22 protein-coding genes are annotated in these 21,193 nt (G+C 73.3%); all 22 read right to left on the bottom strand.

Annotated elements, in window-relative coordinates:
* Positions 1-2: 2 nt before the first annotated feature.
* On the bottom strand, positions 3-935 hold the full coding sequence (locus tag ACGF0D_RS05895; RefSeq protein ID WP_392874432.1) for an ornithine cyclodeaminase family protein: 933 nt from the start codon (positions 933-935) through the stop codon (positions 3-5).
* Positions 932-1,960 carry a proline racemase family protein gene (locus ACGF0D_RS05890; RefSeq protein WP_392914116.1) on the bottom strand — a complete coding sequence of 343 codons (1,029 nt, stop codon included), beginning with the start codon at positions 1,958-1,960 and terminating at the stop codon, positions 932-934. Before ACGF0D_RS05890 ends, ACGF0D_RS05895 begins: the two co-directional genes overlap by 4 nt.
* The gene (locus ACGF0D_RS05885; protein WP_392874427.1) at positions 1,960-3,315 is read right to left on the bottom strand and encodes an aldehyde dehydrogenase family protein; all 1,356 of its coding nucleotides are present in this window, start codon (positions 3,313-3,315) and stop codon (positions 1,960-1,962) included. The genes ACGF0D_RS05890 and ACGF0D_RS05885 overlap by 1 nt, the downstream gene beginning before the upstream one ends.
* A gap of 49 nt (positions 3,316-3,364) precedes the next feature.
* Positions 3,365-4,369 carry a proline racemase family protein gene (locus ACGF0D_RS05880; protein ID WP_392874424.1) on the bottom strand — a complete coding sequence of 335 codons (1,005 nt, stop codon included), beginning with the start codon at positions 4,367-4,369 and terminating at the stop codon, positions 3,365-3,367.
* 105 nt (positions 4,370-4,474) lie between these two features.
* Positions 4,475-5,338 carry a dihydrodipicolinate synthase family protein gene (locus ACGF0D_RS05875; RefSeq protein WP_392875753.1) on the bottom strand — a complete coding sequence of 288 codons (864 nt, stop codon included), beginning with the start codon at positions 5,336-5,338 and terminating at the stop codon, positions 4,475-4,477.
* Positions 5,339-5,469: 131 nt separating this feature from the next.
* Positions 5,470-6,870: an NAD(P)/FAD-dependent oxidoreductase gene (locus ACGF0D_RS05870; protein ID WP_392914115.1), complete on the bottom strand. Its 1,401-nt coding sequence runs from the start codon at positions 6,868-6,870 to the stop codon at positions 5,470-5,472.
* The gene (locus ACGF0D_RS05865; RefSeq protein ID WP_392874418.1) at positions 6,851-7,168 is read right to left on the bottom strand and encodes a (2Fe-2S)-binding protein; all 318 of its coding nucleotides are present in this window, start codon (positions 7,166-7,168) and stop codon (positions 6,851-6,853) included. Before ACGF0D_RS05865 ends, ACGF0D_RS05870 begins: the two co-directional genes overlap by 20 nt.
* Positions 7,169-7,271: 103 nt before the next feature.
* Positions 7,272-8,447, bottom strand: a complete 1,176-nt coding sequence (locus ACGF0D_RS05860) for an NAD(P)/FAD-dependent oxidoreductase (RefSeq protein ID WP_392914114.1) — start codon at positions 8,445-8,447, stop codon at positions 7,272-7,274.
* A gap of 159 nt (positions 8,448-8,606) precedes the next feature.
* Complete coding sequence (tatC, locus tag ACGF0D_RS05855; protein ID WP_392914113.1) at positions 8,607-9,551, bottom strand: twin-arginine translocase subunit TatC; 945 nt, start codon at positions 9,549-9,551, stop codon at positions 8,607-8,609.
* 76 nt (positions 9,552-9,627) lie between these two features.
* On the bottom strand, positions 9,628-9,927 hold the full coding sequence (gene tatA / locus ACGF0D_RS05850) for a Sec-independent protein translocase subunit TatA (RefSeq protein ID WP_392874409.1): 300 nt from the start codon (positions 9,925-9,927) through the stop codon (positions 9,628-9,630).
* Between the two features lie 200 nt (positions 9,928-10,127).
* Positions 10,128-10,340, bottom strand: a complete 213-nt coding sequence (locus tag ACGF0D_RS05845) for a hypothetical protein (RefSeq protein ID WP_392914112.1) — start codon at positions 10,338-10,340, stop codon at positions 10,128-10,130.
* 21 nt (positions 10,341-10,361) lie between these two features.
* Positions 10,362-10,592 carry a hypothetical protein gene (locus ACGF0D_RS05840; RefSeq protein WP_049652006.1) on the bottom strand — a complete coding sequence of 77 codons (231 nt, stop codon included), beginning with the start codon at positions 10,590-10,592 and terminating at the stop codon, positions 10,362-10,364.
* A gap of 3 nt (positions 10,593-10,595) precedes the next feature.
* Entirely contained in the window at positions 10,596-11,522 is a 927-nt protein-coding gene (locus ACGF0D_RS05835) for a WYL domain-containing protein (protein ID WP_359901265.1), read from the bottom strand.
* 26 nt (positions 11,523-11,548) lie between these two features.
* The gene (locus ACGF0D_RS05830; protein WP_392914111.1) at positions 11,549-12,523 is read right to left on the bottom strand and encodes a helix-turn-helix transcriptional regulator; all 975 of its coding nucleotides are present in this window, start codon (positions 12,521-12,523) and stop codon (positions 11,549-11,551) included.
* Between the two features lie 177 nt (positions 12,524-12,700).
* Positions 12,701-13,084 carry an FKBP-type peptidyl-prolyl cis-trans isomerase gene (locus ACGF0D_RS05825; RefSeq protein ID WP_392914110.1) on the bottom strand — a complete coding sequence of 128 codons (384 nt, stop codon included), beginning with the start codon at positions 13,082-13,084 and terminating at the stop codon, positions 12,701-12,703.
* A 173-nt stretch (positions 13,085-13,257) separates the two neighbouring features.
* Positions 13,258-14,571, bottom strand: a complete 1,314-nt coding sequence (locus tag ACGF0D_RS05820; protein WP_392874397.1) for an FKBP-type peptidyl-prolyl cis-trans isomerase — start codon at positions 14,569-14,571, stop codon at positions 13,258-13,260.
* A gap of 250 nt (positions 14,572-14,821) precedes the next feature.
* A complete protein-coding gene (locus ACGF0D_RS05815) occupies positions 14,822-15,811 on the bottom strand; it encodes an FKBP-type peptidyl-prolyl cis-trans isomerase (RefSeq protein WP_392914109.1) in 990 nt (329 codons plus the stop codon).
* Positions 15,812-15,964: 153 nt separating this feature from the next.
* Positions 15,965-17,326 (bottom strand): Pup--protein ligase, encoded by a 1,362-nt coding sequence (gene pafA, locus ACGF0D_RS05810; protein ID WP_392874391.1) that lies wholly within the window; start codon positions 17,324-17,326, stop codon positions 15,965-15,967.
* A 119-nt stretch (positions 17,327-17,445) separates the two neighbouring features.
* A complete protein-coding gene (gene prcA / locus ACGF0D_RS05805) occupies positions 17,446-18,201 on the bottom strand; it encodes a proteasome subunit alpha (protein WP_392874388.1) in 756 nt (251 codons plus the stop codon).
* 31 nt (positions 18,202-18,232) lie between these two features.
* On the bottom strand, positions 18,233-19,075 hold the full coding sequence (prcB, locus tag ACGF0D_RS05800) for a proteasome subunit beta (protein ID WP_392914108.1): 843 nt from the start codon (positions 19,073-19,075) through the stop codon (positions 18,233-18,235).
* Between the two features lie 162 nt (positions 19,076-19,237).
* A complete protein-coding gene (locus tag ACGF0D_RS05795) occupies positions 19,238-19,456 on the bottom strand; it encodes a ubiquitin-like protein Pup (RefSeq protein ID WP_188299085.1) in 219 nt (72 codons plus the stop codon).
* Positions 19,457-19,630: 174 nt separating this feature from the next.
* The gene (gene dop, locus ACGF0D_RS05790) at positions 19,631-21,142 is read right to left on the bottom strand and encodes a depupylase/deamidase Dop (protein WP_392874382.1); all 1,512 of its coding nucleotides are present in this window, start codon (positions 21,140-21,142) and stop codon (positions 19,631-19,633) included.
* Positions 21,143-21,193 lie beyond the last annotated feature (51 nt).

Raw genomic sequence — 21,193 nt, 5'->3', positions numbered from 1 at the left:
GGCTACTGCCGCCGGTGCACCTCCGCCGCGACGGCCAGGTCCTGCCAGGCCATCCCGACGCTCTTGAAGAACCGCGGCCGCCCGTCCGGCACCAGCGCGTCGCCGCGCACCAGCTCGGCGAGGTTCCACAGCTGCCGCCCGGCCACGCCCGCCATCAGCAGGTCCCCGGCCTCCCGGGCCGCGACGCCGCGCGCCTCCACGTACAGCTCGGCCCGCCGGACCAGCAGCTCGTCCACCTCCCGGGCGTCCGGCTCGTGCGAGCCGACCGCCGCCACCGCCGCGTGCGCCGGCACCAGCGCACCGTCGAACAGCGGGGTGCGCGCGGTGGTGCAGCAGACCACCAGGTCCGCGTCGCGGACCGCCCGCGGGCCGCCGACCTCGGCCGCCAGTCCGAGCTCCCGCCCGTACGCGACCAGGGCCTGCGCCCGTTCGGCGTTGCGCGCCACCACGGTGAGCCGGCGCAGCGGGCGGACGGCGAGCAGGGCGTCCAGGTGTCCGTACGCCTGCGGTCCGGAGCCGAACAGCACCAGGTGCTCGGCCTCCGGCACGGCCAGCCGGCGCAGCGCGGCCGCCGTGACGGCGGGCGTGCGCAGCGCGGTGAGCGCGGCGCCGTCCAGCAGGGCGAGCGGCTGCAGGGTGGGCCCGTCGAGCAGCAGGTAGCTGCCGGTGATCCGGGGCAGCCCCTGCTCGGGGTTGGCGGGCGCGACCCCGGCGATCTTCACCCCGGCGTACGGCCCGGCGGCGGCCGGCATCAGCAGCAGTTCCCCGGCGGGGACGGGTACGGCCGACCGGGCGGGTGCCGCCTCCGGGTCGAACCCGTCCAGCAGCACCCGCTCGATCGCCTCCACCGCGTCGGCGGGCCCGACCCCGCCGGTGCCCGCGACGGCGTACCGGAGCGGCACGACGGCCGTACCGGGCGGTGCGGTCGGGCTCACAGCAGGAACCCCGCTCCCAGTTCGTCGCCCGGCTCCAGGACGAAGCCGTGCTCGCCGGTGCGGTGGGCCGTCCCGCCGACCTCGGTGACCACGCCCTCGCCGTACGGGTCGCCGCCCGCGAGGAAGCGGCCGGTGAAGACCGTGCCGATGATCGACTCGTGCCGCAGCGGCTCGCCGGGGGCCAGCCGGCCCTCGGCGGCGAGCACCGCGAGCCGGGCGGAGGTGCCGGAGCCGCAGGGCGAGCGGTCGATCTGGCCGTCGGCGAAGACGGTGACGTTCCGCTGGTTCAACCCGCCGTCCGCCGAGGGGAGTTCGTCGTACAGCACCACCCCGTACACGCCCGAGAGCCGGGCGTCCGTCGGGTGCGCGACCGCCTCCGCGTCGGCCAGCGCCGCCCTGATCTCCCGTCCGACGGCGGTGAGTTCGGGCAGCTGCGCCGGTTCCACGGCGAGCCCGAGGGCGGCGGCCGGCACCGAGGCGTAGCAGGCGCCGGAGTGCGCGACGGCGACCTCCACGGTGCCGCGCGAGGTCTCCACCGGCAGCTTCAGCGCGGTCACCCGGCTGGGCACGTTGCGGAAGGTCACCCCGGTGGTCCGCCCACCGGTCCGGTGCACCAGGGCGGTGACCCGGCCGGACGGCACGTCGATCCGCACCCGCGCCACGCCGTCGGCGGGGGCCGGGACGAGCCCGGAGTCCACCGCCCAGGCGCCGAGCGCGATGGTGCCGTGCCCGCAGGCGGTGGAGTAGCCGTCCTTGTGCCAGAACAGCACGCCCAGGTGCGCCTCGTCGTCGTCCGGCGCCACCAGGAAGCCGCCGTACATCCCGGCGTGGCCGCGGGGCTCCCGGCTGAGCAGCTGCCGGACGTCGTCCAGCGCGCTCGACCGGGGCGAGGTCGCGCTGCCGCCCGAGCCGATCGCGATGGCGCGGCGTTCGGCGACGCTGTCGCCGGGGATCGGCGGCACGCCGTCCAGCACGATCCGGAACGGCTCGCCGGCCGTGTGGTAGTCGACGGTGCGGACGAACATCAGGCGCCACCGCCCGGCAGCACGCTGACGGTCCGGCTGACGGTGTAGAAGTCCAGGGCCGCCTGGCCCTGCTCGCGGTCGCCGTGGCTCGCGCCCTTGGCCCCGCCGAAGGGCAGGTGGAAGTCGACGCCGCTGGACGGGGCGTTGACCCGGATCATGCCCGCGTCCAGCCGGTCGGCGGCGGCCAGCGCCACGTCCAGGCTGCGGGTGTGCACGGAGGTGGAGAGGCTGTGCGGGGTGTCGTTGGCCAGCGTGATGGCCTCGTCCAGGTCGGCCGCGGCGTGCAGCACCGCGATCGGGCCGAAGAACTCCTCGCGCGCCAGCGGGTGTTCGGCCGGCACCTCGGTGAGCAGGGTCGGCTCGACGTACCAGCCGGCCCGCTCGGGCACCCCGCCGCCCGCCAGGACGACGGCCCCGGACTCGACCGCCGAGGCGACGGCGCCGGTCAGCCGCTCCCGGGCCGCGGCGTTGATCACCGGCCCGCAGACCGCGTCGTCGACCGCGGCCAGCGCCTTGACCAGCGCCTCGCGCAGCGGCTCGTACGCGGCGCCGACCGCGATCACCCGGCTGGTGGCGGTGCACTTCTGCCCGGCGTACCCGGCGATGGCCGCGGCGATGTGCCCGGCGGCCTGCGCGATGTCGGCGTCCGGCAGCACCAGCGCGGCGTTCAGCCCGCCGAGTTCGGCCTGCACCGGCACCCCGCGCTCGGTCGCGGCCCGCACCACGGCCCGGCCGACGCCGGTCGAACCGGTGAAGGAGACCACGTCCACGGCGTCGACCAGCGCCGCGCCCTCCTCCGCCCCGCCGGGCAGCACGGTGAACACGTCCTCGGGCAGCCCGGCCAGCTCCGCCAGCCGCAGCGCGCAGGCGGTCGCCTCGGGCGCCGGCTTGAGCACCACCGCGTTGCCGACGGCGAGGGCCGGCGCGGCCTTCCAGGTCGGGATCGCCAGCGGGAAGTTCCACGGCGCGATCAGCCCGGCCACCCCGTACGGGCGGCGCCGGGTGAGCAGCAGCCCGGGCCCGGCGGCGGGCTCGTGCACGGCCCCGGAGGGCGCGTACGGGGCCTGCGCGTAGTAGCGCCAGATCGCCGCGGTGCGGGCGACCTCGCCGAGCGCCTCGGCCGACGGCTTGCCGACCTCGCGCACGATCAGCGCGGCCAGCTCGTGGGCGTGCGCCTCCACGGCGTCCGCGATCCGGCCGAGCGCCGCCGACCGGGCGCCCGCACCGGCGGCGAGCCAGTCGCCCTGCGCCGCCCGGGCCCGCCCGACGGCGGCCCGCACGGCCTCGGCGCCGGGCTCCTCGACGGCGACGACGAGGTCGTCCGGGTCGGCGGGGTTGTACGAGGTGATGGTCACAGCCAGCAGCCCTTCGAGGGAGGTACGGGGACGAAGGAGGTAGGTGGGGTCAGAGCAGGAAGCCCGCCGGGAACGGGTCGCTCGGGTCGAGGAAGTACTGGGCGGTGCCGGTGACCCAGGCCCGCCCGGTGACGGTGGGCACCACGGCGGGCCGCCCGGCCACCTCGGTCTCCTCGACCAGCCGCCCGGTGAAGGTGGTCCCGATGAAGGAGTCGTTGCGGAAGTCCCGCCCGAGCGGCAGTTCGCCGCGCGCGTGCAGCTGGGCCATCCGCGCCGAGGTGCCGGTGCCGCAGGGCGAGCGGTCGAACCAGCCGGGGTGGATGGCCATCGCGTGCCGGGAGTGCTCGGCGGTGGAGCCGGGGGCGAGCAGCTGGACGTGGTGGCAGCTGTGGATGGACGGGTTCTCCGGGTGCACCGGCTTGTCCGGGCTCGCGTTGATCGCGTCCATCATCGCCAGGCCGGCGTCCAGGATCTCCTGCTTGCGCTCGCGCTCGAAGGGCAGCCCGAACTCGGCGAGCGGCAGGATGGCGTAGAAGTTGCCGCCGTACGCGAGGTCGTAGTTCACCGTGCCGTAGCCGGGCACCTCGATCTTGCGGTCCAGGGCGACGGAGTACGAGGGCACGTTGCGGATGGTCACCGCCTTGGCGGCGCCGTCCTCGACGTGCACCTCGGCGACCACCAGCCCGGCCGGGGTGTCCAGCCGCACGGTGGTGACCGGCTCGACCACCGGGACCATCCCGGTCTCGACCAGCACGGTGGCGACCCCGATGGTGCCGTGCCCGCACATCGGCAGCAGCCCGGAGACCTCGATGTAGAGCACCCCGAAGTCGGCGTCCGGGCGGGTCGGCGGCTGGAGGATCGCGCCGCTCATCGCCGCGTGGCCGCGCGGCTCGTACATCAGCAGGGTGCGGAAGTGGTCCAGGTGCTGCTGGAAGTGCACCCGGCGCTCGGCCATGGTGGCGCCGGGGATGACACCGAAGCCGCCGGTGATCACCCGGGTCGGCATGCCCTCGGTGTGCGAGTCGACGGCGTGGAACACGTGACGGCTCCGCATGGGTCACAACTCCCGTACAGGTTCGGATGGTGGGGGTGGGCCGGGCCGGCTGCCGCCGCAGCCGGCCCGGAGGCCCGGGGCCCGGAATCATCCGGGCAGGGGGGATCAGACCAGGCCGTCGGCCAGCGCCTTCTCGGTGGCCGCGCGGACGGCCGTCTCGATCTCCGGGGTGAGCGGCTGGCGCGGGGCGCGGACCGGGCCGCCGGGGCGCCCGGCGATGTCCATGGAGAGCTTGATGGCCTGGACGAACTCGGTCTTGGAGTCCCAGCGCAGCAGCGAGTGCAGCGACTTGTAGAGCGGCAGCGCGTTCTCCAGGTCCTTGGAGACGGCGGCATCGTAGAGCGCCACCGACGCGGCCGGCAGGGCGTTCGGGTAGCCGGCGATCCAGCCGACCGCGCCCGCGAGCGCCAGCTCCAGCAGCACGTCGTCGGCGCCGATCAGCAGGTCCAGCCCGGGGGCCAGCTCGGCGATCTCGTAGGCCCGGCGGACGTCGCCGCTGAACTCCTTGACGGCGACGATCGAGCCCTCGGCGTGCAGCTGGGCGAGCAGCGGGGGGACGAGGTCGACCTTGGTGTCGATCGGGTTGTTGTACGCCACGATCGGCAGGCCGGCCTTGGCGACCTCGGCGTAGTGGGCCCGCACCGAGGCGTGGTCGGCCCGGTAGGCGTTCGGCGGCAGCAGCAGGACGGAGCCGGCACCGGCCTCGGCGGCCTGCTCGGCCCAGCGGCGGGACTCGGCGCTGCCGTAGGCGGCCACGCCGGGCATGACCCGGGAGCCGTCGCCGGCCGCCTCGACGGCGACCTCGACGACCTTGGCGCGCTCCTCGGCGGTGAGCGTCTGGTACTCGCCCAGCGAGCCGTTGGGGACGACGCCCTCGCAGCCGGAGTCGATCAGCCAGCGGACGTGCTCGGCGTAGGCGTCGTAGTCGACGGAGTGGTCCGGGCGCAGCGGCAGCGTGGTGGCGACCATGATGCCGCGCCACGGACGGGTGGTGTCGTGCTGGGTGATGGACACGTGAACTCCTTGATGAGGTGTGACATTTTACAAGAGCGGGCAGGCCGGAGACAAGGTCCCCGGCCCACCGTTCGACGGCGGACCGGCTACGCCTCAGGCGCGGGCCCGGCGGCCAACTGGGAGAGCGGCACCGGGCAACCCAGTGGCCGCCGGTCCGGCCCCGGCTCACCCGAACCGGCCAGGCAGGCCACGGCCGGACCGCACATCCGGCCCTGGCACCAGCCCATCCCGGCCCGGGTGAGCAGCTTGACGGTGCGCGGATCGCCCGCGCCCAGCTCGTCGACGGCCTCCCGGATCGCCGCGACCGGCACCTCCTCGCACCGGCACACGTCGGTGTCCGGGCGCAGCCAGCCGGTCCAGCCGGGCCCCGGCCGGTGGGCGGCGGCCATCAGCCCGGCGAAGGCCCGCAGCCGCGAGCGGCGGCGCAGCAGCGCGGCCGCGGGCAGCTCGCCGGCCACCGCGTGGGCGGCCAGCTCGCCCTCGGCGAGCGCGAGGTCCGCGCCGCCGACGCCGTTGGTCTCCCCCGCCGACCAGAGGCCGGGCACGCTGGTGCGCAGCCGGGCGTCGACCTCCAGCGCGACGGCGCCGTCCGGCCCGGTCACGGTCCGCGCACCCAGCTCGGTGGCCAGGTCGATCTGCGGCAGCAGGCCGTGGCCGACGGCGAGCGCGTCGCAGTCGATCCGCCGCTCGGTGCCGGGCACCGGCCGCCAGTCCGCGTCCAGCCGGGCCACCGTGACGCCGGTGACCCGGTCCGTCCCGTGCGCCTCGACCACCGCGCTGCGCGGGCGCAGCCGCACCCCGTGCCGCAGCAGCGCGCCACCGTGCCCGGCACCCTCGACCAGCTTGCCGGGGACGCCCGCCAGTACGCCGGGGCGCCGTACGTACCCGAGGTAGGCGGTGGCCTCGACCACCGCGGGCACCTCGGCCCCGGCGGTGACCAGCGAGGAGGCGGCCGCGAGCAGCAGCGGGCCGCTGCCGGCCACCACGATCCGCTTCCCGGGCAGCACCAGTCCGGCCTTGAGCATGGCCTGGGCGCCGCCCGCGGTGACCACCCCGGGCAGGGTCCAGCCGGGGAAGGGCAGCTGCCGCTCGTACGCGCCGGTGGCGAGCAGCACCGACCGGGACCGGACGGTGGCCCGGTCGGTGCTCTCCGGTCCGCGGGTGACGTGCACCGCGAAGCCGTCGCCGGTACGCTCCAGCGCCCAGACGTGGTGGCCGGCCAGGAAGGCGGCCCGCCCGGCGCGCTCGTGCGCGTCGAGCCGGCCGGCCAGACCGGTGTAGGCGGACCAGTGGTGGTGCAGCCGGTCGGGGCGGGCCGCGCCGAGGCCGGGCGCCGGGTGGCGGTAGTACTGCCCGCCGGTGCTCTGCCCGCCGTCCAGCAGGGCGCAGCGCAGCCCGAGGTCGGCGGCGGTGACGGCGGCGGCCAGCCCGGCCGGGCCGGCGCCCACCACGACGAGGTCGAAGGTCTCAGACGGCGAGGTCGGCACGGCCGTGGCCCTCCTGGGTGGTGACGGTGGTGCCGGGCTCGGCGGGGAGCAGGCAGGTGCGCTGGTTGGGGCGGCCGTCGACGGTGGCCAGGCAGTCGAAGCAGGCGCCGATCCCGCAGAACGCCCCGCGCGGCGTGCCGCCGACCCGGGTGGTGCGCCAGGCGAGCACGCCGTCGGCCCAGAGCGCGGCGGCGATCGACTGCCCGGGCAGCGCGGGGACGGGCCGCCCGTCGAACTCGATGTGGTGGGCGGGCCCTGGCTCGGCCTCGACCAGCCCGGCGGGGGTGCGGCGGCGCATCGGCGACTTCTCCAATCCTGGACGGAATCTCATGTCTGGCGGTCGTGGGGCCGGTGGTCGCCCGGCCGGGCCGTCACCCGGCCGGGCGCCACTCGGCCGGGCGTCACCCGGCGGAACTCTCCTCGACGGGGAACCGGTCCGCCCGGAACGGCGCGAGGTCGAGCTCCGGCTGCTTGCCGGTGAGCTGCTCGCTGATCAGCAGCCCGGTCGCCGGGGCCAGCCCGATGCCGGCCCCCTCGTGCCCGCAGGCGTGGTACAGCCCGGGCACCCGGGGGTCCGCCCCGATGGCCGGCAGGTGGTCCGGCAGGTACGGGCGGAAGCCCCGGTAGGTGCGCATCACGGTGACTCCGGCGAGCACCGGGAACAGCGCGGCGGCCTGGGCGGCGAGCCGCTGCAGCACCTCCTGGGAGAGGGTGCGGTCGAAGCCGACCCGCTCCCGGCTGGCGCCGATCAGCACCGGCCCGCCCGGGGTGCCCTCGATCACGGCGGAGGTCTCCAGCCCGGCGGATCCGCTGGCCACGTTGGCGACGTAGTCGGCCGCGTAGACCTTGTGCCGCACGACCCGCGGCAGCGGCTCGGTGACCAGCACGAAGCCGCGCCGGGGCAGCACCGGCAGGTGCACCCCGGCCAGTGCGGCCACCTCGCCGCCCCAGGTGCCGGCCGCGTTCACCACGGCGCCGGCGGCCAGGCCGCGCCGGTCGGTCCGCACACCGCGCACGGCGCCGTCCGGGCCCCGCTCGATGGCGGTGACGCTCTCCCCGGTGATCAGCCGGGCGCCCATCCGGCGGGCCTCGCGCAGCAGGTGGGCGGCGGCGAGGGCGGGCTGGACCTGGGCGTCCTGCGGGTAGTGGAAGCCGCCGGCCAGGCCCTCGGCCAGGTGCGGCTCCAGCTCGCGCAGCCGCTCGCCGGGCACCTCCTCGGCCTCGACCCCGACGGCCCGCTGCCCGGCGGCGAAGGCCCGCAGCGCGTCCTGTCCGGCGGCGGTGGAGGCGACCACCACGCCGCCCTTGGGCTCGTACTCGACGGCCGGGCCGAGCCGCTCGGCGAGTTCGCGCCAGAGCCGGGTGCTGAGCAGGGCGAGGTCGAGTTCGGGGCCGGGTTCCTTGTCGGAGACCAGCAGGTTGCCCTCGCCCGCGCCGGTGGTGCCGCCGGCCACCGGGCCGCGGTCCACGACGGCGACGGCGAGCCCGGCGCGGGCGGCGTAGTAGGCGCAGGCGGCGCCGACCACACCGGCGCCGACCACGACGACGTCCAGGGGAGGTCTCTCGGTCTTCAGCACCTCAGTAATATGTCACATGCCATGGAAGCTGCCAAGCCCGCCACCCGAAACCGGGAGCACCCCCGACCAGCGGAAAGGCCCGAACGCCGAGGAGCCCCGGCCCACCGCTCGGCAGAGCGGCGGACCGGGGCTCCCTCAGGGCCTATCGGCTCGGGCGACTCAGGTGATGTCGTCCATCTCCTCGCGGCGGGACGCCGGCACCGCCGCGTCGGCCGCCGGGGCCGCCGAGGCCTCGACGGACTCCGCACCGGCCACCGGCCGCACCGAGAGGTCCAGGTGCGAGGCCTCCTCGTCGTCCAGCCCCGCGTCCGGGTTGCGGCGCGCCTTCCGCTTGTCGTTGAAGAGCGCGATCCCCACCGCGATGAAGTACAACGCCCAGATCGGCGCGGCCAGCGCCAGCATGCTCAGCGGGTCGGCGCTCGGCGTGGCGAAGGCCGCGAACACCGTGATGCCCATGACCATGCCGCGCCACCAGCCCAGCAGCCGCTTGCCGGTGACCATGCCGATGACGTTCAGCATCACCAGCAGCAGCGGGAACTCGAAGGCCAGGCCGAAGACCAGCACCATCCTGGTGGCGATGTCGAAGTAGTCCTCGGGCGGCAGGATCGGCGTGGTGTTGTTCGGGGTGAACGAGATCAGCACGTCGATCGTGGTCGGCAGCACCAGGATGGCCACGGCCACACCGGCCAGGAAGAGCGGCGTCCCGCAGAGCAGGAAGGCGACCGTGTACTTCTTCTCGTGCTTGTGCAGGCCGGGCGCCACGAAGGCCCAGACCTGGTAGAGCCAGATCGGCACGGTCGCGACCACACCGGCCGTCAGGGCCACCTTCAGCATCCAGGTGAAACCGGCGGTCAGGCCGATGTTGGATACCTGGGCGCACTTGCCGTGGTAGTGCTTGGCCAGCTCCGGGGTGTTGCACTGCGGCAGCGGCTTCAGCAGCAGGTCCTCGAGCTGCTTGTGGTAGATCGCCGCCACGATGGTGATCACCACGATCGCCAGGACCGACTTGACCACGCGGTTGCGCAGTTCCCGCAGGTGGTCGGCGAGGGCCATCCGCCCCTCAGGATCCTTTGACGCCTTCGGCGCCTTGGAGAGCTTGCTCAACCCCGGTCCTCAACTCGTGCGTGGGGGCCTGCCGGTCGACGGGCCTCCGAAGTCGCGTACGTCACGTGCGCCGCGCTCAGTGCGGGCGGTCGCCGTCGGGCGCGGAGGCCCCGGCGGCGGACTCGTTCACCGGACGGGCCGTGGCCGCCGCGCCCGGGGCGGACTGGATGGTCTTGCCCGCACCACCGTCGACCGGAGCCGGAGCGGGCCGGGCCGGCTGCTCGGACTCGCCGTCCGAACGCATCGCCTGCGCCTCGCTCTTCAGGATCCGCATCGACTTGCCCAGCGAGCGCGCCAGGTCCGGCAGCCGCTTGGCTCCGAACAGCACGATGGCGAGAACCACGATCACCACGATCGCGGTCATCGAGATGCGCATGCGCGACCACCTTCAGTCATGGCGGCCCGACGGGCCGTCCGCTGCGGATGGTAACCGCTGCGGATGACGCCACGACGACGGCCGCCCGAACAGGACAGCGGCCCCCGGAACGCGGTTCAGGAGCCACCTCAGAGCGTAACCCGACCCCACCGCGCGCAGCAGCCCCCGCACCACCGCAGGCCCGGCCGTGCCATGCGGAACTACGCGACCGGGACGGCCCGCTCCTCGACCGGGGCGTTCGCCGCCGGCATCGCCTCCGCCAGGTCCTCGGCCGCCGCGGCCAGCGCCCGCGAGGCCCGGTCCACGCCCTTGGCCAGCGCCCGCACGTCCAGCCAGAGCCGGATCGCGAGGACCCCGAGGACCAGCAGGCCCGCGGTGGCGAGCAGGACGGCGGCGACGAGCATCCAGGACATGCGCCCCACCCTATACGGGGGTCACCCCTCCGCCGGGACGAGCCGCATGGTGCGCACCCCGGCCCCGGTGAGCGCCTCGACGATCTTCTCCCCGGCTGGCTTGCGCACCGCCGCCCCGCACCGCGGGCAGCCGAAGCTGTAGTGCGCCTGGGCCGGGGTGCGACCGAGGGTCAGGCGGAAGTCCTCGGCCGGGAGCTCCACCTTCTCCCGGCACTCGGAGCAGTACACCTTGAATCTGGTCCCGGGTTCCACCGCTCAGGCCCGCCCCTCCCCGTAGGCGGCCAGCGCCTCCCGCGCGGCCGAGCGCGCCTGCTCGGCCAGTTCGGGCGGCGAGACGATCCGGCCGTCCCGGCCCAGCCGCAGCGCCAGCGGGCGCAGCTGGGAGGGGTCGGCGCTGCGCAGGGTGATCCGCAGCCCGCCGTCGGGCAGTTCCTCGGCCCGGTCGTGGGTGTAGTACTCGGCCACCCAGCGCCCGCCGGAGGAGACCTCGACGACCACCTCCGGGTCGTCCGCCGCCGGGTTGACCAGCCCGCCGCTGAGGTCGCGCGGCTCGCGCCGGGGCGGGTCGGCCGGGACGTCCAGGACGCGGATCTCGGCGACCCGGTCGAGCCGGAACATCCGGTGGTCCTCGGAGGTGCGGCACCAGGCCTCGAGGTAGGTGTGGCCCTCGGTGAGCAGCCGGATCGGGTCGACCTCCCGCTCGGTCATCCCGCCGCGCCCGTGCGAGTAGTAGCGCAGCCAGAGCCGGCGGCCCTCGCTGAGCGCGCGGTCGATGTCGGCGAAGACGTGGCTCTCCGCCTCGAAGGTCACGCCGACCCTGGCGCTGCCCTCGGCGCTCTCCCCCGCCGCGTTCTCGATCTTGGCGACGGCCCGGGTGAGCGCCTCGCGGTCCCCGGCCCGCAGGCCCGGCAGCCCGGCCACCGCGCGGGCGGCCACCAGCAGCGCGGTGGCCTCGTCGGCGGCCAGCCGCAGCGGCTGGGCCACGTCGTCGACGTTGTGCCACCAGATCCGCTCGCCGTCGGTGTCGATGTCGAGCAGGTCGCCGCCGCGGAAGCTGGTGCCGCACATCGGCAGCACGTTGAGGTCCGCGATCAGCTCGCGCTCGCTGATCCCGAACGCCCGGGCCACCTCGGCGACCTCGGCCCCGGGCCGCTCGCGCAGGTAGGTGACCAGCGACAGCATCCGTCGCGTCTGGTCGATCGCGTTACTCACGCCTGCTCTCCCTCGATACCCGCGACCGCCCGCAGCCGGTCGACCACATCCGCCCGCAGCTCCTCCGGCCCGAGCACCAGCACGTCCGGCCCGAACTCGGCCAGGTCCGCGCCCAGCCCGTTGCCGTACGGGATCTCCAGCTCGTCCCAGGCCTCGTCCACCCGGGTGCTGCCCAGCGCCTTGGTGCGCAGCGGGAAGCCGGCGCCCCGGCGGACCCGGACGGTCGCGGTGGCGGTGGCCCCCTCCCCCGCGAACTTCGCCACGGTGGCCCGGACGTCCACGTGCTCGGGCACGGTGCCGAGGAAGGCCCCGGACCGCGCCTTCACCCGGCCGGTGATCCGGCTGAGCCGGAACACCCGGGCGTCGCCCCGGTCGCGGTCGTACCCGGCCAGGTACCAGTGGCCGCGCCAGCACTCCAGCGCCCACGGCTCGACGCTGCGCTGCTCGACGGCGGCGGCGCCGGCCTTGCGGTACTCGAAGGTGACCGGACGGCGGTCCCGGGCGGCGGTGAGCAGCGGCTCGAACGCGGCCTCCCGGGCGGGGATGCGCGGCTCCAGGGCGGTACGGCCCTCGGCCTCGGTGAACGGCACCCCGGCCGCGCGCAGCTTCTGCAGGGCGCCGCTGGCCGCGCCGGACATCTTGGCCTGCTGCCAGACCCGGGCGGCCAGGGTCAGCGCGGCCGCCTCCTCGGCGTCCAGGGCGATCTCGGGCAGCCGGTTGCGGTCGGCCCGGGCCAGGTAGCCGAGTTCGCCGTCCAGGGTGCTCTCGTCGACGTCGATCACCAGGCCGAGCTCGCGCAGGTCGTCCTTGTCCCGCTCGAACATCCGGTTGAAGGCGTCCTCGCTGCTGGTCTGCCAGGCCTCGCGGTACGCCTCGATGGATTCCCGCAGCTCCTTCTTGGAGAGCGGACGTCTGGTGTTCATCAGGCACAGGGCGAGATTCATCAGCCGCTCTGCCTTGGCGATCGCCATCGCTGACCCTTCCGGTGTGCCGCGCCGCGCGCGGGGTGCGCCAACCGGGCGAGCTCCACCCGGCGGGACCGACCGTACCGGTAGCGGTACGCACTGCAAAAGCCGCCTCCGCGAACGCCCCCGGACACGCCCGTGGGCCGGGCCCCCGGAGGGGTCCGGCCCACGGGCACCGCAGGCTCAGACGCCCAGCAGGTCGACCACGAAGATCAGGGTCGAGTGCGGCGGGATGGCCGGGGTCGGCGACTGGGCACCGTACGCCAGGTGCGACGGGATGGTCAGCTCGCGGCGGCCGCCGACCTTCATGCCGGCGACGCCCTGGTCCCAGCCCTTGATGACGCGGCCCTTGCCCAGCGGGAACTGGAACGGAGCGGTGCCCCGGTTCCAGCTCGCGTCGAACTCCTCGCCGGTCTCGAAGGTCACGCCGACGTAGCGGACGCTGACGACCTGGCCCGACTTGGCCTCCTCGCCGTCACCGACGACGATGTCGCGGATCTGCAGCTCCGTCGGGGCGTCGCCGATCGGGAAGTCGATCTCGGGCTTCTCGTTGAGGTTGACGCTCACAGTCCCTCTTCTCACATTCGCTTGCAGTCACGACCAAGCGGCGGGCACCCGTACCGGGTCCGCCCCGACCGAAGTCTCGGCAAACCACCGTACGCGCACCCGCCGCCCGTCCGGGTCCGGCCACACGGCCGGACCCGAAGGTCACACGTGCACCATTGTCACCCGAAAGTGGATCAGCCCTGACCGGCGTCGAGGATGTCCACCACGAAGACCAGCGTCGCGCCGGGCGGGATGTCGCCCTGGCCCTTGTCGCCGTAGCCCAGCGAGGCGGGGATCACCAACTCGACCCGGCTGCCGACGGTCTGCCCCTCCAGGCCCTGGTCCCAGCCCTGGATGACCTGGCCGCCGCCGACCGGGAAGGTGAACGCCTGGCCCTTGCTGAGCGAGGAGTCGAACACCTTGCCGTCCTTGAACAGCGCGCCGGTGTACTGGACGACGACCTTCTCGCCCTTCTCCACCGCCGGTCCGGTGCCCTTGATCAGGACGTGCGACTTCAGCTCGGTCGGGTCCTTCGCCCCGGCCACCGGGGTGATCTCGGCCGGCTTCTTGCCGTTGTCCTTGACCTGCGGGAAGTCCGCCGGCGGCGGGGTGACCGTCCCGCTCACCACGGAGTCGGGCGCGTTGGCGTTGCGGACGTCGATCACGAAGATCAGGTCGTCCTTGGGGCCGATCGACATGTCGGCCTTGCCCTGGGCGCCGAACGCGGCGGCCGGCGGGGCCACCACCAGCAGCCGGCTGCCGGCCTTCTTGCCGATCACGGCCTGGTCCAGGGCCGGGATCAGCGAGTCGGTGCCGGCCTGGAAGATCTGCGGCTTCCCGTTGGCGTCGTACGAGCTCGGGATGTCCTTGCCGGTGTTCCAGTCCTTGGCGGTGTAGTCCACCGAGGTCCAGGAGTTCTTCTCGACCTTGGCGCCGGTGCCCTCGGTGAGCACCTTGACCACGAAGGAGCCGTCGGAGGCCTCGCCCGGCACCTGGATCTCGGCCTTCTTGCCGAAGTCGCCGGCGACCGTCGGCAGCACCTTGGCGCTGTCCTTGATCGGCGGGACCGGGTCGGCGGTCGGCGTGGGCGGCGCGCTCTTGGTCGCGTCCGGCTTGGCCGCGGCGCTGTCCTTGGAGCCGTCCTTGTTCACCATGTAGAGCGTGACGCCGCTGCCGACCAGCAGCAGGGCGATCACCGTGCCGAGGATCACACCCAGCTTGCCGACACCGGGCGGGTTCTCGTCGTACCCGGCCTCCGAGGTGTCCGACTTGCGCACGTTGGAGGCGAAGATCTGCGGGGCGTCGTCCGTCTTGGTCCCGCCGCCCGGGGCGCGCGGCGCCTCGCCGGGCTGCGCCCAGCCGGCCTGCTGCGCCAGGATCGCCGGGGGGACGACGATCGACTCGCGGTCCCCGCCGACCGGGCCGCCGGGACGGGAGGCGGCCGGGTCCGCAGAGCCGTCGTTCGCCGCGGTGCCGGCCCCGCCCGGGCTCGGCGTCTTCTCAGTCATGACTCCCCATCCATCTCGCCACGAGGTCTTCCAGGTCTGCGCCCGGCGTGGGCACGCCGGCCTGCGGTCGCACCGCCCGCCCCAGGCCTCGGCGCCGGGCGGCGCCTGCCACAGTGCGTGGGCAGTATGACAGCTCAGGATGAGGGCGGACGCTTCGTTGTACGAGCGTCCGCCCAAGCGTACGGAATCCCCGGGGTGAGTTCGAGGGGCTGTGCCCGGTGGATCCCACCAGGCACGGCCCCACCAGTCGCTAGACCGCTTCGAGGATGTCGATCACGAAGACCAGGGTCGAGTTCGCGGGCACCGAGCCCTGCGCCTTGTCCTGGTAGCCGAGCGCCGGGGGCACCGCCAGCAGGACCCGGCTGCCGACGTTCTGCCCGACCAGGCTCTTGTCCCAGCCCTCGATCACACTGCCGGTGCCGATCTGCACCGCCTGGGCTCCGCCGTGCGTCCAGGAGGAGTCGAACTGCTGGCCGTTGGCCCACAGCACCCCGGTGTACTGCACCACCAGGGTCTGCCCGCTCTTGACCTGCTTGCCCTCGCCCTTGATCAGCACGGCCTGCTGGAGCTCGGCCGGCGGGGCCTGCCCGGCCGGGATCGTGATCGTCACCGGGGCCTTGCCGTTGTCCTTGACCTGCGGCATCGTCGCGGGCGGCTCGGTCATCGTCCCGCTCAGCGTGGAGTCCGGCGGCAGGCTCTCCATGATGTCCAGCACGAACACCACCGTGTCGCCCTTGTTGACACCCAGCTGGCCGGAGCCCTGCTCGCCGAAGGCCGCCGTCGGCGGGGCCACCACCAGCAGCCGGGAGCCCACCTTCTTGCCGATCACGCTCTGGTCCAGCGCCGGCACCAGCTGCCCGCTGCCGGCCTGGTAGAGCTGCGGCTTGCCGTTGGCGTCGTACGAGCTGGGCAGGTCCTTGCCGGTGGTCCAGTTCTTGGCGGTGTAGTTGACCGTCACCCAGTCGCCCTTGTTGACGGTGGCCCGCTCGCCCTCGGTGACCGTGTTCACCACGAACTGGCCGCTGGGCTGCTGGCCCTCGGGGATGGTGATGGTGGCCTTGCTGCCGTACCCGCCACCCGAAAGGGTGGGCATCGGTGACGCCTCGCCGACCGGCGCCGGCACCGTCGGGGCGGCGCTCGCCGTGGTCGGCGTCGCCGGGCCGGCCGCCGGGGGGGAACTGCTGCAGGCGACCGCGAGCAGCAGCGGCAGGGTGAGAAGCAAACCGGCGGTGCGGCGCACGGTGGTCCTAACTGTCGGTCGAAGTCGGCTCTCCTGACTCGACGGACAGCGTATGCCCGGCACGCGTCCGGCCCCGGTAGACACCACCGGGGCCGGACGCCTCCTTGATCACATCACTGCGGTCACACCGGGTGATCACATGGCTTCGGCGGGCTACATCCCCGCGATCAGCTTCTCCACTCGCTCGTCCACCGAACGGAACGGGTCCTTGCACAGCACCGTGCGCTGGGCCTGGTCGTTCAGCTTCAGGTGCACCCAGTCCACCGTGAAGTCCCGGCGCTGCTCCTGCGCCCGGCGGATGAAGTCCCCGCGCAGCCGGGCCCGGGTGGTCTGCGGCGGGATCGACTTGGCCTCGAAGGTCCTGAGGTCGGTGGTCACCCGCTGCGCCTGGCCCTTACCCTGGAGCAGGTAGAACAGGCCGCGGCGGCGGTGGATGTCGTGGTACGCGAGGTCGATCTGCGCCACCCGCGGGTTGGACATGCTCATCTGGTGCTTCTCGCGGTAGCGCTCGATGAGCTTGTACTTCATGATCCAGTCGATCTCCTGGGCCACCCCGTCCAGCCGCTCGGTGCGGACGGCCTCCAGGGTGCGGCCCCACAGGTCGAGCACCCGGGCGACCGTCCCGGTGTTGATGCCCTTGCGCTCGGCGAACTCCAGGGCCTTGGTGTAGTACTCCTCCTGGATGTCCAGCGCGCTGGCCTCCCGGCCGTTGGCGAGGCGCACCTGGTGGGTGCCGGTGAGGTCGTGGCTGACCTCGCGGATCGCCCGGATCGGGTTCTCCAGGGTGAGGTCGCGCATCACCACGCCGGCCTCGATCAGCCGCAGCACCAGGTCGGTGGAGCCGACCTTGAGCAGCGTGGTGGTCTCGGACATGTTGGAGTCGCCGACGATCACGTGCAGCCGGCGGTAGCGCTCGGCGTCCGCGTGCGGCTCGTCCCGGGTGTTGATGATCGGTCGCGAGCGGGTGGTGGCGGAGCTGACGCCCTCCCAGATGTGCTCGGCCCGCTGGCTGACGCAGTACACCGCGCCGCGCGGGGTCTGGAGCACCTTTCCCGCGCCGCAGATCAGCTGCCGGGTGACCAGGAACGGGATCAGCACGTCGGCCAGCCGGGAGAACTCGCCGTGCCGGGCCACCAGGTAGTTCTCGTGGCAGCCGTAGGAGTTGCCGGCCGAGTCGGTGTTGTTCTTGAAGAGGTAGACGTCCCCCGCGATGCCCTCCTCGTGCAGCCGCCGCTCGGCGTCCACCAGGAGCCCCTCGAGGATGCGCTCGCCGGCCTTGTCGTGCGTCACCAGCTCGACGACGTCGTCGCACTCGGGGGTGGCGTACTCGGGGTGGGAGCCCACGTCGAGGTACAGGCGGGCGCCGTTGCGCAGGAAGACGTTGCTACTGCGCCCCCAGGAGACGACCCGGCGGAACAGGTACCGCGCCACCTCGTCCGGCGACAGCCGCCGCTGCCCGCGGAACGTGCAGGTCACGCCGTACTCGTTCTCCAGCCCGAAAATCCGGCGGTCCATGAGCACTCCATTCTCTGTCGGAGCTGTCCGAAACCGCCTCCACGACGACTGGGCCGCCGCAGGGGCACCGGAGTCCCGTACGGGCGGCAGACCGCCCGTACGGGACTCCGCAGGAACTGCTACACCGGCGTGCCGTCCGCCGGGTTGTCCTCGTCGTCCGCCTCGGCGGACTGGTCCCCGTCGAGCAGCCGGCCCAGCTGGTTGCCCAGGATCCGCTTGAACTTGCGCTGCTGGAACCGCTGGCGGTCGAGGACCGCGACCTCCAGCTGCTCCGGCGTGAGGCTGCGCGGGCTGCCGCCGTTGGGGTCCCGGGCGAGCGAGTCCACGGCGAGCTTCACCGCCTCGGTGAGGCTCATACCGGCCCGGTGGCGCTGGCCCAGGTAGTTGCCGATCGAGTCGGCGTTGCCGCCGACCACCACGTAGTTCTTCTCGTCCACGACCGAGCCGTCCGGCGTGAGCCGGTAGATCTGGTCGTTGTCGGAGGTGCGGCCGACCTCGGCCACGATCAGCTCGACCTCGTACGGCTTCTCGCCGACCGAGGAGAAGATGGTGCCCAGGGTCTGGGCGTACACGTTGGCCAGGCCGCGGGCGGTGACGTCGGCCCGGTCGTAGGAGTAGCCGCGCAGGTCGGCGTAGCGGACGCCGCCGATGCGCAGGTTCTCGAACTCGTTGTAGCGGCCGACCGCCGCGAAGGCGATCTTGTCGTAGATCTCGGAGACCTTGTGGAGCGCCCTGGAGGTGTTCTCCGCGACGAAGACGATGCCGTCGGCGTAGGTGAGCACGACCACGCTGCGGCCGCGGGCGATGCCCTTGCGGGCGTACTCCGCGCGGTCCGCCATGGCCTGCTGGGGTGAGACGTAGAACGGTGTCGACACCGGCGGTCGTCCCTTTCCTGTGAGGGGGTGGCTAGATCAGCGGGGCCTGCGGGCCGTTGGGCCGGGCCAGGCGCTCGTCGGTGATGGCGACGGCGACCTCCGTGACCTCCGCCTCGGTGAGCCGGCGGAAGCCGTCCTCGGTGATCAGCGAGACGATCGGGAAGATCTTGCGGGCGAGGTCGGGACCGCCGGTGGCGGAGTCGTCGTCCGCGGCGTCGTACAGCGCCTGGACGACCATGGTGACGGCCTGGTCGGCCGTCAGGTCCTCGCGGAAGAGCTTCTTCATCGAGCCGCGGGCGAAGACCGAGCCCGAGCCGGTGGCCGTGAAGCCGCGCTCCTCGGAGCGCCCGCCGGTGACGTCGTAGTTGAAGATCCGGCCGCGGCCGAGGTCCAGGTCGTAGCCGGCGAACAGCGGCACCACCGCGAGGCCCTGCATCGCCATGCCCAGGTTGCCCCGGATCATGGTGGTGAGCCGGTTGGCCTTGCCCTCCAGGGAGAGCGTGGTGCCCTCGATCTTCTCGTAGTGCTCCAGCTCCAGCTGGAACAGCCGGACCATCTCGATCGCGAGGCCCGCGGTGCCGGCGATGCCGACCGCGCTGAACTCGTCGGCCGGGAAGACCTTCTCCATGTCGCGCTGGGCGATCACGTTGCCCATGGTCGCCCGCCGGTCACCCGCGATCACCACGCCGCCGTCGAACAGCGCGGCCACGATCGTGGTCCCGTGCGGGGCCTCGACCATGACGCCCTCGGGGAGCCCGCGGCGGCCGGGGAGCAGTTCCGGCTGGTGGTCGGCGAGGAAGTCGATGAAGGACGACGACCCCGGGGTCAGGAAGGCGGCCGGCAGACGCCCGGTGCCGCGGGTGTTGGCTTCCACACGATTCCTTCCAGGTAGCTTGAAGCGCGCGCTGCCCGCACCCTACCCGTCCGACGATCACCGTGAACGCGTGGAGGGGCCGGTGCCGGACGGCCGGGCGGTGTTCTCCGCCCGGCCGCCGGGGACGATCGCGACCGTGAATTCCGGAATGCCCGGGCCGGACTATTGCCCGCCCTTCTGGACGAATCCTCGGACGAAATCCTCGGCATTGGATTCGAGGACCTCGTCGATTTCGTCCAGCACCGCGTCGACGTCGTCGCTCAGCTTTTCCTGGCGCTCCTTGAGGTCGTCGGAATTCTGGCTTTCCGCGGCCTGCTCCTCGACCTCCTCGGAGGAACGGTTCGCCCGCTGCTGGCCGCCGCCGGTGTCCTTGCTCGCCATTTCCCTCACCCCGCTCGATTCGTCTGGCACGGTTCGGTCGTTGCTTGCTGCACCGACCCTATACACAAGGTGCGACTGCCGCTCCCGGTTTGCCGGTGGCGCTTCCTGTCCAACACCCGCTGCCACCCCGGATGATTCCCATTCGGCGGACGTTCACCCATGGTGATCGAAAAGTTACCCGCCGGACAGCACCCGGAGCAGGTCCTCGGCCGTGCGGCAGCGGTCCAGCAGCTCCTTGACGTGGTTGCGGGTGCCGCGCAGCGGCTCCAGGGTGGGGACCCGCTGCAGGGAGTCCCGGCCGGGCAGGTCGAAGATCACCGAGTCCCAGGAGGCGGCCGCGACGTGCTCCGCGTACTGCTCCAGGCAGCGCCCGCGGAAGTACGCCCTGGTGTCCTCCGGCGGCTTGGAGACGGCCCGCTCGACCTCGTCCTCGGTGAGCAGCCGCTCGAACCTGCCGCGCGCCACCAGACGGTTGTAGAGGCCCTTCTCGGGCCGTACGTCGCTGTACTGGAGGTCGACCAGGTGCAGCCGCGGGTTGTCCCACTGCAGGGCGTCCCGGCTGCGGTAGCCCTCCAGGATCTCCCGCTTGGCGATCCAGTCCAGCTGCCGGGAGAGCGACATCGGGTCGCGCTCCAGCCGGCCCAGGACGTCCTCCCAGCGCGCCAGCACGTCCACCGTCTGCTCGTCCGCGTCGGTGCCGAAGCGGTCCTCGACGTACTTGCGGGCCAGCTCGAAGTACTCCAGCTGGAGCTGGACCGCGGTGAGCTTGCGCCCGTTGCGCAGGGTGATCAGGTGCTTGAGCGTCGGGTCGTGGGAGACCCGGTGCAGGGTGCGCACCGGCTGGTCGACGGCGAGGTCGGCGGCGATGAACGAGTCCTCGATCATCGACAGGACCAGTGAGGTGGTGCCCAGCTTGAGGTAGGTGGAGATCTCGGAGAGGTTGGCGTCCCCGATGATCACGTGCAGCCGGCGGTACTTCTCGGCGTCGGCGTGCGGCTCGTCCCTGGTGTTGATGATCGGGCGCTTGAGCGTCGTCTCCAGGCCCACCTCGACCTCGAAGTAGTCCGCCCGCTGGCTGATCTGGAAGCCGTGCGACGAGCCGTCCTGGCCGATGCCGACCCGGCCGGCGCCGGTGACCACCTGGCGGGAGACGAAGAACGGGGTGAGGTGGCGGACGATGTCGGCGAACGGTGTCGCCCGCTTCATCAGGTAGTTCTCGTGGGTGCCGTAGGAGGCGCCCTTGTTGTCGGTGTTGTTCTTGTACAGGTGGATGTTCTGCCCGTTGGGCAGCTCCAGCGCGCGCTGCGCGGCCGCCGCCATGATCCGCTCGCCGGCCTTGTCCCAGAGCACGGCGTCACGCGGGTTGGTCACCTCGGGCGAGCTGTACTCGGGGTGCGCGTGGTCCACGTAGAACCGGGCCCCGTTGGTGAGGATGACGTTGGCGAGGCCGATGTCCTCGTCGGTCAGCTGGCTGGCGTCCGCGACCTCGCGGGCCAGGTCGAACCCCCGTGCGTCGCGCAGCGGATTCTCCTCCTCGAAGTCCCAGCGGGCCCGCCGTGCCCGGTGCATCGCCGCCGCGTACGCGTTGACGATCTGGGACGAGGTGAGCATGGCGTTGGCGTTGGGGTGCCCGGGCACGGAGATCCCGTACTCGGTCTCGATGCCCATCACGCGCCGTACGGTCATGCGGCCCTCCTTGCCCGGTGCACCGCCCCCGACGGGCGGAGCACTCTGACG

The sequence above is a fragment of the Kitasatospora sp. NPDC048298 genome, from assembly GCF_043201465.1.
Lineage (GTDB): Bacteria > Actinomycetota > Actinomycetes > Streptomycetales > Streptomycetaceae > Kitasatospora.
The sequence above is the reverse complement of the archived record's forward strand: the minus strand, read 5'-3'. Positions and strand labels throughout refer to the sequence as shown.

What these genes read in the sequence shown, in the direction of transcription:
- ACGF0D_RS05890 (WP_392914116.1), bottom strand. Translation starts at nt 1,960, where the DNA reads ATGTTCGTCCGCACCGTCGACTACCACACGGCCGGCGAGCCGTTCCGG.
- ACGF0D_RS05880 (WP_392874424.1), bottom strand. Translation starts at nt 4,369, where the DNA reads ATGCGGAGCCGTCACGTGTTCCACGCCGTCGACTCGCACACCGAGGGC.
- ACGF0D_RS05875 (WP_392875753.1), bottom strand. Translation starts at nt 5,338, where the DNA reads ATGGTCGCCACCACGCTGCCGCTGCGCCCGGACCACTCCGTCGACTAC.
- ACGF0D_RS05865 (WP_392874418.1), bottom strand. Translation starts at nt 7,168, where the DNA reads ATGCGCCGCCGCACCCCCGCCGGGCTGGTCGAGGCCGAGCCAGGGCCC.
- tatA (WP_392874409.1), bottom strand. Translation starts at nt 9,927, where the DNA reads ATGCGCATCTCGATGACCGCGATCGTGGTGATCGTGGTTCTCGCCATC.
- ACGF0D_RS05845 (WP_392914112.1), bottom strand. Translation starts at nt 10,340, where the DNA reads ATGTCCTGGATGCTCGTCGCCGCCGTCCTGCTCGCCACCGCGGGCCTG.
- ACGF0D_RS05835 (WP_359901265.1), bottom strand. Translation starts at nt 11,522, where the DNA reads ATGCTGTCGCTGGTCACCTACCTGCGCGAGCGGCCCGGGGCCGAGGTC.
- ACGF0D_RS05830 (WP_392914111.1), bottom strand. Translation starts at nt 12,523, where the DNA reads ATGGCGATCGCCAAGGCAGAGCGGCTGATGAATCTCGCCCTGTGCCTG.
- ACGF0D_RS05820 (WP_392874397.1), bottom strand. Translation starts at nt 14,571, where the DNA reads ATGACTGAGAAGACGCCGAGCCCGGGCGGGGCCGGCACCGCGGCGAAC.
- pafA (WP_392874391.1), bottom strand. Translation starts at nt 17,326, where the DNA reads ATGGACCGCCGGATTTTCGGGCTGGAGAACGAGTACGGCGTGACCTGC.
- ACGF0D_RS05795 (WP_188299085.1), bottom strand. Translation starts at nt 19,456, where the DNA reads ATGGCGAGCAAGGACACCGGCGGCGGCCAGCAGCGGGCGAACCGTTCC.
- dop (WP_392874382.1), bottom strand. Translation starts at nt 21,142, where the DNA reads ATGACCGTACGGCGCGTGATGGGCATCGAGACCGAGTACGGGATCTCC.